Genomic DNA, 17253 nt, shown 5'->3' with positions numbered 1-17253 from the left:
CCTGGTTTTCAGGCGCAGGTGTTCCCAATATTAATTGAATTTTGTGTCAGTTAAATGAAGGTTCCTCAACGATAAAAAAATCATAAAAAATGTCCCCTTTCCCGTCATTTTGAACTCTACATGATTGGTTGACCAAAGCCGCGAATATTCCGGTTTTATCAACCATCAACCGATCATGGGAACTGAGGATTTCGAAATGAAGCGCGCACAATTCCGTAAAAAATACCTGGCGCAAGCTGTCCCCTTTTTGAGCAGAAATAACTTTCTGGTAGCCGTCTCTTGTGCCGCTGCTATTGGGGCTGGTGAGGCTTCCGCACAGGCTGAATCTGAAGAGAGAATGGAAACGATTGTTGTGACGGGCACTTTTGCCGGCAGTCTCGACCGCTCTATCCATGTCAAGCGGGAAGGAGAGTCCATTTCCGACGCGGTTGTTGCGGCCGATATTGGCAAGCTGCCCGCAGTGAATGTTGCCGAAGCACTACAGCGCGTACCCGGGGTGACCATTGTTCGTGAAGCGGGTGAGGGGCAGTTCATCAGTGTTCGTGGCCTCGGTCCGAATTTTCAGTCTGTCACTCTGAACGGCATGCCGCTCGCCTATAACGAGAATATCCGCACTTCCGGCCAGTCCGGCCGTCAGTTCCGCTTCCGCGTACTACCAGCCGACCTTATTGACGGTGTGGTGGTATCCAAAGCACCCACGGCAGATATGACGGAAGGCGGTATCGGTTCCTCGGTAGAGATTCGTATGCTCAACCCACTGGATCGCGATCCATTCCTGTCTACTTCCTTCGAGGGTACCTACGAAGAGCGCGCCGATGCCATGTCACCGAAGAGTGCGGTGTCTGCCAGTTGGCAGAACAGTGAAGGCACCTTTGGTGTGTTGGGCGGTGTGTCTTACCAGGAGCGCGAGGTCCAGTTTGAGCGTTTGGGGAACGGCTGGGGCGTCATCGGTGAGGAAGACGTTAACGATGCGGAATACCTCCATGGCGTGGCGGTACCCGGCGATATTCAGGTTACTCTGGAGCAGGAAAAACGGGACCGCATGAGTGCGGTCGGTGGCCTGCAGTGGCGACCGACTGACAATTTCGAGTTTGATCTGGATATGCAGTATTCGCAGTTCAACAACGAGATTGCCGAACGCCGCCTGACTTACCAGACCTGGGGCTATTGGGATAATCTCGACCAGAGCACCGCAGTTATCGACGATGGCCGGTTGGTGGCCGGTACTCTCAATGGTGCCCGTATCCGTAACACTACGGAGTTTTCCGATCAGGCGCACGAAAACGCTATCGTGATTGCCGGTGCCGAGTACAATGTCGCCGACTGGATCTTCGAGCCCCGGGTGAGTTTCTCCCGTGCGACTTCGGATCTGGAAACGCCGCTGCAGCGCATTGAATACCGTACCGAAGAGGGCGTGGGCAACACCACTTTCGACCTCGGCACCGATGCCGTAAGCAATGGCAAAATCAACGCGCTCTACACGGATCTGGATCTGACCGATCCGGCCACTGTTCCTTTCCGCCGCTACCGCATTCGTCCGATGAACTCTGAGGACGAAGATGTCACCTTCAAATTTGATGCCACGCGCGATCTCCATATGGAGTTCGCCAACCTGAATCTCACCCAGATGAAACTGGGGGTTCAGGTTTCCGACCGCTCCCGTGATTATCAGCGCCGGGACCGCAGCACGACTGCCTTGCGCAATGGGCTGGAGCTGAGCGACGGCTTCAACGGTGTGATGGTCCCCGGCAATACTTTCGACCAGGTTATCGGCCAGGGCCAGCTGTGGACATCCGCAGACTGGGCGGTGTGGCGCGACGCCTTCGTGATCGACGGCGAGTTTGATGGCGTCGAGCCCAGTGCCAGCCAGCTTGAACCCACTGCCGCGGACCTGCGCAACTCCTACGGTGTCGATGAAGAGATTCTCGCTGCGTACGCGAGAGTAGATTTTGCTTCCCAGATCAACGACATTCCGTTTACCGGTATTGCCGGCGTGCGTTATGTAGAGACTGACAGTCTGGTCGATGGCACCCTGGCCACGGCCGAAGTCGATGGCGAGGGTAATGTCATCACCGTGTCCAGCGCGCGCACCACCAACAATACCTACAAAGAATGGCTGCCGAGCCTGAATGTGAACTTTGATCTGACCGACGACGTGATCATGCGCTTGTCCGGTAGTAAGACAATGACACGGCCTTCTTTGTCCGAGCTGCGGGATGTGGTGGTGCCGAACAGTGGCACTGTGTCGGATATCTTCGTGCTGGGGTCTGCGGCCATGAATGACCCGAGTTTGATCCTGACCGCCGCGGGCGGGAATCCTTACCTGAAGCCCTACACTTCCTGGAACCTGGATATGTCGTTTGAGTGGTACTTTGACGACTTTGGTGCCTTCTCCATCGCCGGGTTCTACAAGGATGTGGACGATTATATCGCGTCCGACTTTGAAACCCGCACCCTGCCATTTGCGGTGCATGACGGTTCCACCCTGCCGGTGGATGTCCTGGTCAGCTCTCCGGCAAACGTCGGTGATGTGGCGATTTCCGGTCTCGAGTTGGGCTTTACCGGGCGCCTGGAGATGGGCCTCGGTATTTCTGCCACCGCCACCTTTGCCACTTCCAAGCTTGAGCTCGACAAGTCGGACGTGGGTGTCCAGACCGCGGGTATTCAAGGGATCTCCGATCAAAGCTACTCCATTTCGCCGTTCTACGAGTCCGGCCCGTTCGAGATAAATCTGAGCTACACCTGGCGCGATGACTACCTTACCGATGGTGGGGTTACCGTGACCTCCCGCCCCACGGAAGAAGATGCAACCTCCTACTACCAGAAAGGAATCGGCACCCTGGATATGGGGGCCAGCTATCGGTTTGCGGAAAACTATGAAGCGTTCATGCAGGCGGTGAACATTCTGGAAAATCGCCCCTCCACTTACGTGGGCTCGGAGGATCGTCTGCACCAGGTGCACAACTATGGTCGCACCGTTAACTTCGGTGTACGCGCAAAATTCTGATCCTGGTCCCCGAAGCGATTGTGACAATCGTCTTCGAATCTTTCGCTGCACTCCCCTGGAGTGCAGCCTTTTTCTTATTGTGAAGAGGTAGAACATGTTGAGTCGCCGTATTTTTCTGCAGCGGGCTACGGCAGCCGCTGTGGCCTTTGGTGGATTGGGCAGTGTTTCGGCACTGGCCCAGCAGTACCGGCTGGACCCGGTTCGAGGGAGTCGAGGGTTTGGCGAGTTGGTCGCAAAGGAGGGCGCGTTGCTGCATCTCCCCCCGGGGTTCGGGTATCGGGTGCTCACCCAAACCGGAGATATCATGAGTGACGGTCTGCTCACTCCCAGTGCTCCGGACGGTATGGCGGCGTTTCCGGTGCCCGGTAATCCGCACCAGAGTCTCTTGGTGAGAAATCACGAACTGGATTCTATCGGTGAAGAAGTCGGCCCCTTTGATCGCAAGGCCGATGTCATCGACAAATACCGTAAGGAGATATTCGATCTCTATCGGCGGGATCTACCGGTCAAGGGGGCACCACCACGCTGGTAGTGGATCACACCCGCGGGCGTATTGAGCGCTCGCACTTGAGTCTCGCGGGTACGGCACGCAACTGTGCCGGGGGCGCCACCCCCTGGGGAAGCTGGTTGAGCTGTGAAGAGACCCTGGCGGGGCCAGAGCAGGGGTTTGGCCGTAACCACGGCTATATCTTCGAAGTGCCGGCGGCCGCGCGCGGGCTGGTGGAGGCCCGGCCACTGAAGGCCATGGGCCGCTTTGTACACGAAGCGGCGGCGGTAGATAGTACCACCGGGATTGTTTACCTGACGGAAGATTCCGATCAGGCGATGTTTTACCGCTTTATCCCCGAGACTCCAGGTGAATTACACAATGGGGGAAGGCTGCAGGCATTGGTGATTCGCGACTGGCCCGCGGCGCAAACCCGCAACTGGCTGGAGGATTCGGAAGACGCTGCCGCCCACCAGGTGACCACCACGCAGACTTTTGAATGCGACTGGATCGATCTGGAAGAGGTAGAAAACCCCGAAGGGGATCTCGGAGAGCGCGGTGTCGCCGCCGGCGCTGCGCGTTTTTGCCGTTGTGAGGGGGTTGCCTTTGCGCAGCGGGAAAACGGCCGCCGGGAGATCTTTTTCGCTGCCACCGGCGGTGGCCCCAAAAAAATCGGCCAGGTATGGCGCTACCTGCCCAGCCCTGACGAAGGCACCAGTGAAGAGAAGGCATCGCCGGCGCGGTTGCAAATGGTTTATGAAACCCACGACCGCGCCATCCTCGAGTCCTGCGACAATCTGGCTGTGGCCCCCTGGGGTGACTTGATTATCTGTGAGGACAGCTACGATAGCGCACCGGACATGCGCAACTATATTCGCGGTATGACGCCGGACGGCCGCTTGTACACCCTGGCGATGAACGCCCACCCGGACAATGGCGAGTTCTGTGGAGCCTGTTTTTCTGCGGACGGTTCGACCCTGTTCGTCAATATACAGCGCCCCGGACTGACACTGGCAATCACCGGGCCATGGCACTCGCTGGGTGAGCGCAGCCGTCAGCAGGCGATGGTACTGAATACGGAGTCGGTTTGAGGCGAATCTGGAAACTGTGTGCGCGATAAAAGCGTAACAGGCGGTATTTGGTCGCTTCCAGTATTCGGTCAATGAAATTTCAGATTGAGTCCGAGAGCGAGTCTTCGCCCGTAATGGCTGTAGCCGGCAAACCCTCCGCCGGCTACATATTCCCACTCCGCTGCATCGGTGAGGTTGATGCCTTCTGCTGTCAGGCTCAGGTGGTCGGATAGCGCGAGGGTCAGGTGGGCATCCAGTGTGCCGAAGGGCATGCTGTTGCGGGCATCGAGCCGGCTTTCCCCCACATCCCGCAGGACTCTGTCGCGCCAGCTGTATTGCAACCGCGCGGTAAGGTAGCGATCGTCGTAGTACAGCCCCAGGTTGGCGGTGTGACGGGCCACGTCTTCCAGCGGGTCCCAGTGTGTGGTGTTGTTGTCCCCGCGATATGCAGCGCGTGAGTTGGTGAAGGTCAGGTTCATCTGCAGGCCCAGATGGTCAAAGGGGGAGGGTAATCCGCCAAGGTTCTGCCGGTATTCCAGTTCCATACCGTTCACATAGGCGCGGCCGCCATTGGTTTTGCTGGTGAGCAGGTAGGGCTCGCCGTCGATACGGATTTGGGTGGAATCTGTGTGAATAAAGTCGTCAATGGATTTATAAAAGAGACCGGCGCCGAGAATCCCCACGGGATCACCGCTTTCTGAGGAACCAAGTGTCCAGTGCATACTACTGTCCAATTGCCAGGCGGTGACCGCGTGAAGATCCGGATTGCCGCCCTGGGCGCTGTGCTCGTCACCGGAATGGAGCGTCAGCCGCGGCGCGAGATCCTGTAGATCCGGGCGCTTCAGGGTACGCGCGATGCCGGTACGCCACTGTAGCGCTTCACTCAGATCAAGGGTTAGGTTCGCGGCGGGCAGCCACTGATCGTAGGCTTTGGTGAAATACCGCGGTGTTACGCTGTCACTCATGGCTTCCAGTTGATGGCCGCGGGCATGGTGCCGCGTTTCCGCATAACGCAGCCCGGCGTTACCCCGCCAGGGGATTCCCTGGGGTGTTATACCACTCAGGTTCAGTTGCGCCATAGCGGCGGTCACCGATTCGTCCACCTGGTAAGAGTTGACCCGGTTTTGGCTGTTAAGGAGGTTTTTGCTAATCACTTCCTTTCCCACATCCTGCCAGAATATGTCCTCTTGTGGTTGCAACCAGACAGTAGGAAGACTGCTGTTGGCTGTTGCGAGAAAATCCGCTTCCGCGACAAGATCGAAATACGAGTCGGGAAAGATACGATTCTCGATGCCAGTGACGATGACTGCATCGGTACGCTGATAATCCCGCGTGCGCCGTTGATACTTGGCGCCCAGGTGCAGTGAATCGAGGTACAGGGAATCCAGCAATGCGAAATCGATCCTGCGCGACAGGTTGAAGGCACCGGAAAGGTTGCGGTCTTGCGTGGTATTTTTCCGCCACTCCAGGCGGCGTCCGGGAAAGGCTTCCGAATCGGACAGCGACAGATTGCGATAGGTCACCGATGGCAGTGCACCACGATCCGTCAGAGGAAAGTGAAAATCAAATTGCACATCGCCTTCGCGGCGCAATCGGGTGCGCTTGATCGGGGTGTCATTGTAACTGTCCGCTTGTGAGGCAGCTGCGAGTAAGCGGTAGTGCCAGTTGCTGTGCCAGTCACCTTCTACGGAGAAATCCAGTGCGTGGGTATCGTCCACCAGTCCGGCGGATTCGCTGCCGATCTGGACACTGCCGGAATCGGTGCTACCGGTGGGGATAAATGGCCCCTGTATTTCTGCACTGCCGGGCACCAGGGCATCCACGGAATACTGTGCGCTGTAACTGAATTCCCGGTAGTCGATTTCCTGTTTCAGTTGCAGGTAATTCAGGTTCCATTGAGGACCGCTCGGGATACGCTGCTGTATACCGAGGCTGAGCCCGGAACGCTGTCTGTTTTCCCTTTCCAGAGTCGGACGGATATTGCCGGGGGAGATGGGGGCTTGCCCGCTATCCCCGAGCGCGTTGCTATTGGTGCTCTGCTGCCAGCCAAAATTCATCACCCGATCCTGGCGCAGGTTGAGATGGCTGCGGGACGCGGCCAGATAAACGCCCAGGTTGTTATCGACATTGACCCAGTTGCCCATCAGGGAAAAGTGCGGATCGCGCTCACTGGCGAGAGAGGACTGACTCAGCTGGAAGTTAAGGCCGAGGCGGTTCTCTGCCAGTTCCAACGGCTGGTAGGTCTGTATATTGACACTGCCACCGATGGCCCCTTCATCGTCCATGGCCTGCGGGGTTTTACGGATCTCCACTGCCGCCACCAGTTCTGCCGGCAGGGTGTCGTAGTGGAACTGACGGCCATACTGCCCCGAAGTGCGCACGTTTTCGTTGGTGGCCAGGGTGTTGCCGTTGAGGGTGAAGGCGTTGAAGGCGGTGGGTAGCCCGCGAATACTTACAAACAAGGCCTGGCCGCGGTCGCGTACCACGGTAATTCCCGCGTTGCGGCTGAGCGCTTCTGCGATGTTGCTACCGGGCGAATGACGAATTTCTTCCGCCAGCAGGATATCCACACTCTGGGCGGCTTCCCGCTCCTGTTGCTCGGCGCGCTCGATGCTAGTGAGGTAATGTCCGGTCGCAACCACTTCTTCAATCCCGGCAGCGTTGGGGGTTGTGGGCGCGGTGGGTTCCGCGGGTGCGCGCGGCGCCTGTACCAGCCAGCCCTGATTCGAGTATCGGGCACTGAGACCGCTGCCGCGCAGCAGCTGCGATATCGCGCGTTTTGCTGAAAAGTGTCCGCGCAGTGAGAGCGCCTCGCGCCCCGCCACCAGATCGGGATTGAACAGCACCGCCTGATCGAGTTCCCGGGCAAACTGCTGCAGTGCATCAGCCAGTGGCTGAGCGGGAAATTCAAAATAGTGTTTGTCCGCGAGTGGCTGTGCCGACAGCGCGGCGGTACACAGGCTGCAGAGTGCACACATGGCGTAACGTTGGATAGCCCTGGCAGTGATGGCGCTGGTAGACATGGGACTGTGTGCGTTCCGGGGCCTCAGGTGATCAACGTGAGCGCTTTGATTAATTTGGGCGCTTCAGGGGTTACCGGGCGCTCAGGATTATCCGGTCGTTTTCCTTGCGGGTTTCCAGTGTGTACAGCTCGCGCAACAGTGCCAGCGTGGCTTCGGGGTCCCGCAGGTTGAATCGCCCTGCCACCGGTTGGTTTCTCAGGTTGCCGTGCGCACTGATCGGCGTATCACTGTAGCGGCTCAGGTGGTCAATCAGATAGCCGAGGGGTTCGCTATCGATCGTCATCCATCCCGATTGCCAATGAGACGGCATGTCGAGCGGGAAGTGGTCGATCGCCCAGCGACCATCGTCCTGTTGTCGCAATTGCTCGCCGGCGTTGAGGTACTCCGGGGGGCGCCCATCGCGTCGGGATACTTTCACCCGTCCCTCGTACACCCGCACTTCCAATCCGTCGCGCAGACGATCGACACTGAACGCGGTACCCACGGCGGTAACCCGGGTGCTGTCGGTGCGTACGGTAAACGGACGCGTAGGATCCTTGGCCACCGCAAAATAGGCGCCGCCACGGGTCAGGCTGATCTCACGGCTGTCTTTCCGGAAATCGACATCCAGTGCACTGCGGGCGGCAAGGGTCAGGGATGAGCCGTCCCGCAGGTTGAAGGTGCGGTCCCTGGTGGCGGATGTCTGATACGCTGCCGCCGCCTCGGCGGTGGATGTGGTTTGTTGTGAGGCGCTTTGGAAATGCAGTGTGACACCCCCCACGGCAAGTAACAGGCTGGCTGCCGCAGCAAAAGCGACCGAGCGTGTGAGGTTGCGTCTGGTCGGCAAAACAGTCACGGCGGTATCACTGGCCCGCTGCGCGTCGGTAAGGGCCTGCATCAGTGCCGGGTCTTCCCAGGTGGACAGCATGCGCTCGAGGATGGCCGCTCCCTGCGCGTTGTCGCGTAACCAGCGCTGTAACTGTTGTTTACCCGCGTCGTCCAGCGGACCGCAGGACATTTCTTCGAGCCAGTCCGCGGCTTCCTGATACAGGGTTTCCGGGGGAAGGGGGGGAATTGCTGTACTCATGGTTGTGCCGCCCTCAGCCCTGTTTGTCCAGGTGCAATTGAATGTCGACCAGTGCCCGGGTGATGTGTTTCTTTACCGCTTCCCGGCTGATATTCATTGATTCGGCAATCTGTTCACGGCTTTCGCCGTATACCCGGCGGCGAATAAATACCTGGCGGCGGAGCGGGGGCATGTCTTCCAGGACTCTGGCAATCTGCGCCAGCCGTTGCCCGGTGTGATAGCAGTCTTCCGGTGACGGCGCGGGGCTCACCGCGTCATCCTCTTCCAGTTGTTCCGGGCGTTTGTGCTTGGAGATCAGGTTGCGGGCAGTGCGAATGGCGTAGGCGACAGGATTTTCGATCGCGCGCCGTCGGGATTGCTCCAGTACGATAGCGATGCATTCCTGGTAGTAATCAGCGGCTTCCGTGGGATCCGGGCTGTGACGCTGGACGTAACGCCGGATTTCGGTGCTGCCCTCAAGCAGCTCCCGGATAGTTCCCTGGTGAATTGTCGCTGAATTCGGCATTGAATCTGGTGCTCCTGATTCCGTGTCGAAAAGAATAGCGACAGATTGTTACAGTCACTTGTAACTAAACGGAAGGCAATGTTTTGGGAACGGTTGCCTCAGTTGCGGCTGAAGCCGACCAGTGCCCCATTTTTGAACGAGAAGCGATAGCGTTTGCCAACCTTTAGTCGGCCTTTGCAGGTAGAGGCGATCGTAATGCGCGGAAATTGTGGCGTGACGACCCAGGTGCTGAAGTCTCCTTCCGGCCCGCGCTTGATCAACCAGTAGTGATCGCCGTTGCTGCAGTTACCCTGCTGCATACAGTTATCGTAACCCCAGACATAGGCGTTGACGTCGTATTGCGCGGGAATATTCGGGGCGGGGCGAAAAGGGGAGCGCGGATCGCCGGTGGTGTCGTACAGTTCGTCAAACTGCACTACGCGATAGTTTTTGGCTGCGGTATCACAGCTGGCGGTGTGCTGCCTGGTGGTGGACGCGGGGGCGGGCTTACCCTCGGGTTTTGGTTTGGTAACGCCTTCCATTTCACTGGGCAGGTAGCCGCAGCCGCCCGTTCCTGCCAGCGTCGCCAGAAGCAGCGCTGAGAAAACCCTGCTGACACTGAAATACCGCACTACAAACCTCCACCGGTATTGGATCCGTCCTCTAACTATAGCCATATCCTTCGTGATGTCTGTGTGTGACCTGCGCGTGAATACCCGCATGTCCGCTTTCAGCTTGTGGCGGCGCGTACTTCACCGGCCGCCCGACCGGTCCAGTTTTTGACCGCCCGCCGCAGGCTGGACGCACAGGAAAACCCGGTGTAATCCGCGATGGTGTCCAGCTTGAGGCTGGAGTGCTGCAGGTGATGTACTGCTATCTCCATGCGGATCTCGTGTAGCAGTCGACGGAAAGACGTGCCCTCGGCAGATAACCGACGGGTAAGGCTGCGTGCCGACAACTGCAGCTGTTCCGCCACTTTGCCGAGTTCCTGGTTTGGCGTGAAATGCGCGCGTATATGCCAGCGCACGCGTTCACAGAAGGTGATGCTTTCCGAGAAATGATCCAGTTCCCGTTCGCACTCCTGGATGAGGTGATCAAAAGTGCGTTGGCGCAGCGGTCGAAAGCGCTTGAACACCAGCGCCATGCTGCCAGAGATGGTCGAACTGTCGCATTCGAATGCCAATGACTGACATGGCAATTGCTCATACAGGCGAGTGCAGGCCGGCTTCGGATCTGCGAGCCGGACCTGAATCTCCGGGTCGCTCACGTTCTTATTGCCGCAACTGTCCCAGATACGTAACGTGGTAGCGAGCCTGAACTGCAGCGCAAAGGCGCGCAGCATCGGGTCGTGATCGTGTGGAGTGACGTAGTTGATGGGTTCTACCACACGGTCTCCGGTATCCAGGTAGGAATTGGATTTGCCCGCGCGCAATGCATAAAAGGGCTGCACGATTACCATATAGCGCCTGAACGCCTCGGCGGCGTCTTTGAGGCTGGGACTGCAGTGCACCAGAAAACCCAGCGGACCCCAGTAACTCCAGTGCAGCTGCAATCCTACGGCGAGCCCCAAGTTGGGTTGCCGACAAAGGCGAATACCATTGCGTAGTAGCTGTTGCCATTGGTGATAGCTGATATGCGCCCGCTGCAGGTCAAACATCGCAGGGGAAATGCCGGTGCCGGCCAGCAATGCGTCCTGGTCGGCGCCGAGGCTGGTAAATGCCTCGATAAAACCCAGGGGGTGACGGTGCAGGGGAATCAGCCTTGCATCAAAATCCATAGCCCGCTTCCTCATTTTAGAGGTGCCCTTTATTCTTATCCTGTCCCATACGGAACCAGAGGCCGCGTTAGACAGTAACCCAATGAAGCGGGAAGACTATTACCCGACAGGTAACGTCAGGTACTTTGTGAACCAGTTTGCGGTTGCTGGTGTTATTGACCGATTGCCGCGGGTGGACGGTTGGTTTTGGGTCTGCGGCGTTTGAAACGGCATTTGCGTCGGTAGGGGAAGGTGCTGTCTACGCGGCCATTGCGGATATTATGCTGTAACTTTTGCCAGTAGCGGTAATCGTAAAGGTCACTGTGTTCGCTCTCAAAGGCTTTACGTGCGGTGGGATTACCGGAGAAGAACAGCCGGAACTCCTCCGGGAATACATCGGCTTCCGCTACCGTATACCAGGGCCGATCCGCCAGTTCCTGCTCGGCGGTCTGCGGTTCTGGGAGCTTGCGGAAATTGCATTCCGTCAGTGGACACAGTTCATCGTAATCGTAAAACACCACACGGCCGTGGCGGGTGACGCCGAAGTTTTTCAGCAGCATATCGCCGGGAAAGATGTTCGCCGCTGCCAGCTGTTTGATTGCGTTGCCGTACTCTTCCATTGCCGCAATGGTCTGCGCTTCGTCCGCGGTGTCCAGATACAGGTTCAGGGGCTCCATGCGTCGTTCCACATACAGGTGGCGGATGATGACCCACTTTTCATCGATTTCGAGTTTTGACGGCGCCACCTTTTTCAACTCTTCCAGCAATTCCTCACTGAAGCGATTGCGATAGAAAATAAAGTTGGTGTACTCCTGGGTATCCGCCATACGCCCGACGCGGTCGGCGCGGGATACAAACTTGTACTTCTCTTTGACGATGGCCTCGGTGACCGTCTTCGGATTGTCGAACTTGTCCTTGATGACCTTGAATACCACCGGATAGGAGGGCAGGGTAAACACGCTCATCACCATCCCCTTGATACCGGGGGCAATGATGAACTTGTCGTTGCTCACCTTCATATGCGCCAGAATGTGGCGGTAGAATTCTGTCTTGCCGTGCTTGTGAAAGCCGATGGAATTGTAGAGTTCTGACTTCTCTTTCAATGGCATGATGGTGGAAAGGAAGCGCACAAAGCGCGAGGGAATTGGTGCGTCCACCATAAAGTAGGAGCGGGTGAAGCTGAAAATGATACTGGCGGAATCGTTGTCGTAGATAACGGTATCCACAAAGATGCCGCCACGCTCGTTGTTGAGGCAGGGAAGAATCAGCGGGATAACCTCGCCACGAAACATCATGCGCCCCACCAGGTAGGCGGCCTTGTTGCGGTAGAACACGGATTCGAGCATATCCACCCGCAGCATCTGCTCATCGTCTTCGCTTTCGAATACCGACAGTGGCCCGGCGCGCAGAGCCGCACAGATATTGCCGATATCCCTCCGGGTATCCTCCCAGTCGATGGAGAATTGGTAGTCCGCAAGGATATCCTCGATCATCGCTTCCAGGCCTTCGCGGCCACTGTAGCTGATATAGATGCTGTAATCCCGCAACGGCTTCTCGTCCGGGGCGCGGGAAGATTTCACGAAGAGGTGACTGTCGTGGATGTGCGCGTGGTGGAACTGGCTGCAGAATACGGAGTTGAAAAAGGTTTCGGCGATTTCGTAGTTATTGTTGTTGGCGATCAGCTGACCGTAGGTTTCCTTGGCCTGACCCCAGAGTTCCAGTTGGGTGGTATCTTTACTGGTCACCGAGTGTACCAGGTTGAGCACCTGGTTGACCTTGGTCTTGTAGAGATCGATACGCTCCTTGTTGGATTCCTGCACCGCGCTCCAGGCGTGGGTCTCAAAGCGTGCTTTCGCCCCCAGGGTCATATTCTGGAAATCGGCAAAGTAGGCCTCAAAGCCATTGAGAATGGTCTTCGCAATACGCCGTGCGGTGGGGGAGTGGTTTGTCATACACTAGACTCTTATGGAAGCATATCCTGCCTTTTGATAACCCTAGCATGACCACCCAGGAGACTCCTTGAGCGATTGGATCAGCAGCTTTGTCTTTTTCTTTGCCGTCATTGACCCGGTAGGTACCCTGCCGGTCTTCATTGCTGTCACCAGCCGTCACAGCGAATGGCAGCGCAAGAAGATTGCCATCATGGCGGTGGCGGTCGCAGCAGGCATTCTGCTGTTCTTCCTGTTTGCCGGCCAGTACCTGCTGGAGGCCATCGGTGTGCCTCTTTCCGCCTTTCAGGTGGCCGGTGGCATCGTACTGTTCCTGTTTGCACTCACCATGATCTTTGGTGAAGGTAAGCCCGAGCAGGAGGTGGGAATCATTCGCGACGGGAACGAGACGGCAATTTTCCCCCTTGCGGTTCCCTCTATCGCCTCCCCCGGCGCCATGCTGGCTGCCGTAGTACTGACTGACAATCACCGCTTTGACCCCATTCACCAGATCAATACCGCCTCTTCCATGTTTGCGGTGCTGGCCATTGTGCTGATGCTGCTTTTGACCGCCAACTGGATCTACCGCTGGATCGGCAACGCCGGCGCGAGTATCGTCAGTCGGATAATGGGACTGATTCTCGCCTCGGTGGCTACCACCAACGTGTTGCTCGGTATCCAGCAGTTTTTTCTGGCGTGAATCGAACCTGGTAGCAACAATATCTCGGGCTTGATAATTACACGGCATCGCGATTGTCGGGGGGACCTTTGCATCACGATATTTCTCTGATTACTACCATTTCCGTGGCGCTGGGACTGGCACTGCTGCTCGGGTTTGTGGCCGCCCGACTGCGTTTGCCGGCGCTGCTCGGTTACATGATCGCTGGGGTGATCATCGGTCCGGCAACGCCGGGCTTTGTCGCGGATATGGTGCTGTCACAACAGCTGGCGGAGATCGGTGTAATCCTGCTGATGTTTGGTGTCGGCCTGCACTTCTCCCTGTCGGACCTGATGGCGGTGCGGCGCATCGCCATTGTTGGTGCGCTCGCGCAAATTGTGGTGGCCACACTGCTCGGCTTCGGTGTGGCGCGCTGGTGGGGCTGGGAGATTGGCGCCAGTCTGGTGTTTGGACTGGCGCTGTCGGTGGCAAGCACCGTCGTGCTGTTGCGTGGACTGGAGGCGCGCCGATTGCTGGATACGGTCAACGGGCGTATTGCCGTAGGCTGGCTGGTGGTGGAAGACCTGGTGATGGTATTTGTGCTGGTGATCCTGCCGGCACTGGCGGGTTGGCTTGGGGGGGTGCCGGTTGATACTGGTGTCGATACCGGCGCCGAGGCCGACAGTCTCGCACTCACCATCGCCATCACGCTCGGCAAGGTGGGGGTATTCGTGGCATTGATGCTGGTGGGCGGCCGGCGGCTTTTCCCCTGGCTGCTGTGGCAGGTGGCACGCACTGGCTCGCGCGAACTGTTTACCCTGGCAGTGGTGGCCTCCGCGATGGGTATCGCCTATTTCTCCTCGATGATCTTCGGGGTGTCCTTTGCGCTCGGTGCATTTTTTGCTGGTACGGTGCTACGTGAATCGGCGTTGAGTCACCGCGCCGCAGAGGAGTCACTGCCGCTGCGGGATGCTTTTGCGGTACTGTTTTTTGTTTCCGTGGGTATGCTGTTCGATCCGGGTATGTTGATTGAATCACCGGGGCGGGTGCTGGCGGTAGTAGCGATCATCGTGATTGGCAAAACCCTGGCCGCGTTCGCACTGGTATTACTATTCCGTTATCCGCTCAATACTGCGCTCACGGTGTCGGCGAGTCTGGCGCAGATTGGCGAGTTCTCATTTATTCTCGCGGCGCTCGGTGTCTCTCTGGGGTTGCTTTCCGCCGAGGGGCAGAACCTGATTCTGGCCGGTGCATTGATTTCCATTGCTCTGAATCCGTTGCTGTTCAATGCGCTCGAACCGCTGCAGCGCTGGATTCGCGGGCGCTCGTCGCAGGCTCGGTTTATGGAGCGCTCGGCGGATCCGCTGGCAGGTCTGCCCATGTCTACGGATCTGCGCAAACTGACCGGGCATACGGTGGTGGTTGGTTATGGCGACGTGGGTTCGCGGGTGGTGACGACGCTGTGCAACGAGGGAATATCCGTGGTGGTGGCGGAGCAGAGCCGCGAACTGGTGGAGCAACTGCGGGAGAGGGGATTGGCCGCAGTCTCCGGAGACGCGGCGGAGGCAGAAGTCTTGATTCAGGCCCACGTGGCGCGCGCACGCCTGTTGATTGTCACCATCCCTGATACCTTGCGCACTCGGCAGATGATCGAGACTGCGCATTTGCTGAAGCCGGATATCCGAGTGTTGGCGCGTGCCAGTGGCGAAGAGGATGCTGTGTTGCTGAAGCGGGACGGAGCCGAGCGGGTGTTTCTGCGTGAACAGGAGCTGGCGAGGGGAATGAGCAACACTGCTATCGAGTTATTTGATGCCTCCGTCGCCCAGGACCGCTAGTGTTCCATGGGGAAAGTTGTGTAACCGTTTACCTCGCCAGAACGGCCGGCTCTGCGTTGGCCATCGGGAACAAAACCATCTGAATGCGCTCTGAGACAGGGTGGCGACACCGTGCCGAGCTACAGGATCGAACTGAGTATTGATTGTACTGAGCATTGTAAGAATCGGCCTCTTGAGCGGACCATTGGTTCAGGCAGTGAGATTTTTTGCCGCCAATAGGCGTTGAAACAATCAAGAACAATGAGGAATTCCCCGTGCTGATTAAATCCCCCGCGCGCAGTGCCCTGAGCGAGGGGCAGACTACCCCGGAGTCTGCCTACGCATCGAAAGGAAGGGTATCCCGTCGCAGTGTAATCACAGGTCTGAGCGCAGGTCTGGGCGGACTGGCACTTTCTCGCAGTGCCTTCGGACTGGATCTTTTCGGTAGTGACGATCGCGAGAGCGCCCCGCGCAAACCGCTACAGTTCACGCCGCACAAGCCGGTGCCGGATCTGGTGCTTACCCCGGAAAAAAAGGTCATCACCCATAACAACTTCTACGAGTTCGGCACCGGCAAGACCGATCCGGTAGAAAACAGTCAGGGGCTAAAAACCGAACCCTGGACGCTTACTGTGGAGGGCGAAGTGGCCAAGCCGGCCACTGTGGATGTCTGGAAACTGATGTCAGATATCGGTCTGGAAGAGCGGATTTACCGCATGCGCTGTGTCGAGGCCTGGTCCATGGTCATCCCGTGGATCGGGTTCGAATTGGGTAAGTTTCTCAAGCGTTTTGAACCCACCAGCCGCGCAAAGTACGTCGCTTTTGAAACACTTTATGATCCGGAGCAGATGCCCGGCCAGCGCAACCGCTATGTGGGGGGCGGCGTCGACTATCCCTACGTGGAGGGGCTGCGCATGGACGAAGCCATGCACCCGCTTACTATTCTATCCGTTGGCCTCTACGGCAAAACTCTGCCACCGCAGAACGGGGCTCCCATCCGGCTGGTGGTGCCCTGGAAGTACGGTTTCAAAGGTATCAAGTCCATTGTCAAAATCAGACTGGTGGAGAAGATGCCCCCCACCAGCTGGAACAGGCTTGCTTCCAACGAATACGGCTTTTACGCCAATGTAAACCCGGCAGTGGACCACCCACGCTGGTCTCAGGCCAGTGAACGCTTTATCGGTCCCGGTGGCCTGTTTGCGGTCAAGCGCCAGAAAACCCTGCCGTTCAATGGTTACGGGGAGGAGGTGGCATCCCTGTATGCTGATATGGACCTGAGGAAGTTTTTCTAGTGGCTGCTGCCTGGAAAAAACCACTGGCGATCGCTTTGCAGGTGGCGGTGCATCTCGGCGCGCTGGCACCGCTGGTGTGGTTGTTCTATGCCATCAATGCCGGCCATCTCGGCGGCGATCCGGTCAAGGAGCTGATTCACTACCTGGGCATGGGGGCACTGCGTCTGCTGCTGCTCACCCTGCTGGTGACACCGCTCGCCAAATTGCTCCACTTCGGTCAACTCAATCGACTGCGGCGCCCGCTGGGGCTGTGGTGTTTTACCTGGGCTTCGCTGCATTTCTGCGCGTGGCTGGCACTGGATCTGGGGCTGGACTGGTCACTGATCGGCAGCGAGCTGATCGAGCGCACCTATATCCTGGTGGGGTTCAGTGCGTGGTTGATCCTGCTGGCGCTGGCGGTCACGTCGATCCCCGCGCTGTTGCGGCGGATGGGCAAGCACTGGAAAAAGTTGCACGGGCTGCTTTATATCGCAGCGCTGTTGGGGTGCTGGCATTTCTGGTGGTCGGTGAAGAGCGGCTGGATTGAACCGGCAATTTATCTGACGCTGGCCTGCGTCCTGTTGTGGTGGCGAAAGGACAGCGTGGTGCGTTGGCTGCGATCTTTTACCCGATAGAATCATGGGAAACCACGGGATATCAGTGGCGGGCTGGCGCCACGGATATCCCGA

General features: G+C 57.8%; 13 protein-coding genes. 7 read left to right on the top strand and 6 right to left on the bottom strand.

Annotation, left to right across the window (positions count from 1 at the left end; translation table 11 throughout):
• The first annotated feature begins 337 nt into the window (after positions 1-337).
• The 3 genes from LPW13_RS12225 to LPW13_RS12215 all read left to right on the top strand — a co-directional run bounded on the left by LPW13_RS12225 (position 338) and on the right by LPW13_RS12215 (position 4585).
• On the top strand, positions 338-3007 hold the full coding sequence (locus LPW13_RS12225) for a TonB-dependent receptor (RefSeq protein WP_230435748.1): 2670 nt from the start codon (positions 338-340) through the stop codon (positions 3005-3007).
• 94 nt (positions 3008-3101) lie between these two features.
• The gene (locus LPW13_RS12220; RefSeq protein WP_230435746.1) at positions 3102-3539 is read left to right on the top strand and encodes an alkaline phosphatase PhoX; all 438 of its coding nucleotides are present in this window, start codon (positions 3102-3104) and stop codon (positions 3537-3539) included.
• A complete protein-coding gene (locus LPW13_RS12215) occupies positions 3539-4585 on the top strand; it encodes an alkaline phosphatase PhoX (RefSeq protein WP_230435744.1) in 1047 nt (348 codons plus the stop codon). Before LPW13_RS12220 ends, LPW13_RS12215 begins: the two co-directional genes overlap by 1 nt.
• 68 nt (positions 4586-4653) lie before the next feature.
• On the opposite strand, the gene LPW13_RS12210 is transcribed toward LPW13_RS12215, so the two are convergent.
• The 6 genes from LPW13_RS12210 to aceK form a co-directional block, all read right to left on the bottom strand.
• Positions 4654-7587: a TonB-dependent receptor gene (locus LPW13_RS12210; RefSeq protein ID WP_230435742.1), complete on the bottom strand. Its 2934-nt coding sequence runs from the start codon at positions 7585-7587 to the stop codon at positions 4654-4656.
• Positions 7588-7657: 70 nt separating this feature from the next.
• Entirely contained in the window at positions 7658-8653 is a 996-nt protein-coding gene (locus tag LPW13_RS12205) for a FecR family protein (RefSeq protein WP_230435740.1), read from the bottom strand.
• A 13-nt stretch (positions 8654-8666) separates the two neighbouring features.
• A complete protein-coding gene (locus LPW13_RS12200) occupies positions 8667-9158 on the bottom strand; it encodes an RNA polymerase sigma factor (protein ID WP_230435739.1) in 492 nt (163 codons plus the stop codon).
• A gap of 98 nt (positions 9159-9256) precedes the next feature.
• Positions 9257-9769, bottom strand: a complete 513-nt coding sequence (locus LPW13_RS12195) for a hypothetical protein (RefSeq protein WP_230435737.1) — start codon at positions 9767-9769, stop codon at positions 9257-9259.
• A 98-nt stretch (positions 9770-9867) separates the two neighbouring features.
• On the bottom strand, positions 9868-10914 hold the full coding sequence (locus LPW13_RS12190) for an AraC family transcriptional regulator (protein ID WP_230435735.1): 1047 nt from the start codon (positions 10912-10914) through the stop codon (positions 9868-9870).
• A 152-nt stretch (positions 10915-11066) separates the two neighbouring features.
• Positions 11067-12845: a bifunctional isocitrate dehydrogenase kinase/phosphatase gene (gene aceK, locus LPW13_RS12185; RefSeq protein WP_230435734.1), complete on the bottom strand. Its 1779-nt coding sequence runs from the start codon at positions 12843-12845 to the stop codon at positions 11067-11069.
• Between the two features lie 67 nt (positions 12846-12912).
• On the opposite strand from aceK, the gene LPW13_RS12180 reads away from it, so the two are divergent.
• The 4 genes from LPW13_RS12180 to msrQ all read left to right on the top strand — a co-directional run bounded on the left by LPW13_RS12180 (position 12913) and on the right by msrQ (position 17199).
• Entirely contained in the window at positions 12913-13521 is a 609-nt protein-coding gene (locus LPW13_RS12180; protein ID WP_230435732.1) for a MarC family protein, read from the top strand.
• A gap of 68 nt (positions 13522-13589) precedes the next feature.
• Positions 13590-15314 carry a YbaL family putative K(+) efflux transporter gene (gene ybaL, locus LPW13_RS12175; protein ID WP_230435730.1) on the top strand — a complete coding sequence of 575 codons (1725 nt, stop codon included), beginning with the start codon at positions 13590-13592 and terminating at the stop codon, positions 15312-15314.
• Between the two features lie 254 nt (positions 15315-15568).
• Complete coding sequence (gene msrP / locus LPW13_RS12170) at positions 15569-16585, top strand: protein-methionine-sulfoxide reductase catalytic subunit MsrP (protein ID WP_230435728.1); 1017 nt, start codon at positions 15569-15571, stop codon at positions 16583-16585.
• A complete protein-coding gene (gene msrQ / locus LPW13_RS12165) occupies positions 16585-17199 on the top strand; it encodes a protein-methionine-sulfoxide reductase heme-binding subunit MsrQ (protein ID WP_230435726.1) in 615 nt (204 codons plus the stop codon). Before msrP ends, msrQ begins: the two co-directional genes overlap by 1 nt.
• Positions 17200-17253: the final 54 nt, after the last annotated feature.

Source organism: Microbulbifer celer (assembly GCF_020991125.1).
GTDB lineage: Bacteria > Pseudomonadota > Gammaproteobacteria > Pseudomonadales > Cellvibrionaceae > Microbulbifer > Microbulbifer celer.
This window is presented reverse-complemented; position numbering and strand designations above follow the sequence as displayed.

What these genes read in the sequence shown, in the direction of transcription:
- LPW13_RS12225 (WP_230435748.1), top strand. Translation starts at nt 338, where the DNA reads ATGGAAACGATTGTTGTGACGGGCACTTTTGCCGGCAGTCTCGACCGC.
- LPW13_RS12220 (WP_230435746.1), top strand. Translation starts at nt 3,102, where the DNA reads ATGTTGAGTCGCCGTATTTTTCTGCAGCGGGCTACGGCAGCCGCTGTG.
- LPW13_RS12200 (WP_230435739.1), bottom strand. Translation starts at nt 9,158, where the DNA reads ATGCCGAATTCAGCGACAATTCACCAGGGAACTATCCGGGAGCTGCTT.
- LPW13_RS12190 (WP_230435735.1), bottom strand. Translation starts at nt 10,914, where the DNA reads ATGGATTTTGATGCAAGGCTGATTCCCCTGCACCGTCACCCCCTGGGT.
- aceK (WP_230435734.1), bottom strand. Translation starts at nt 12,845, where the DNA reads ATGACAAACCACTCCCCCACCGCACGGCGTATTGCGAAGACCATTCTC.
- LPW13_RS12205 (WP_230435740.1), bottom strand. Translation starts at nt 8,653, where the DNA reads ATGAGTACAGCAATTCCCCCCCTTCCCCCGGAAACCCTGTATCAGGAA.
- LPW13_RS12210 (WP_230435742.1), bottom strand. Translation starts at nt 7,587, where the DNA reads ATGTCTACCAGCGCCATCACTGCCAGGGCTATCCAACGTTACGCCATG.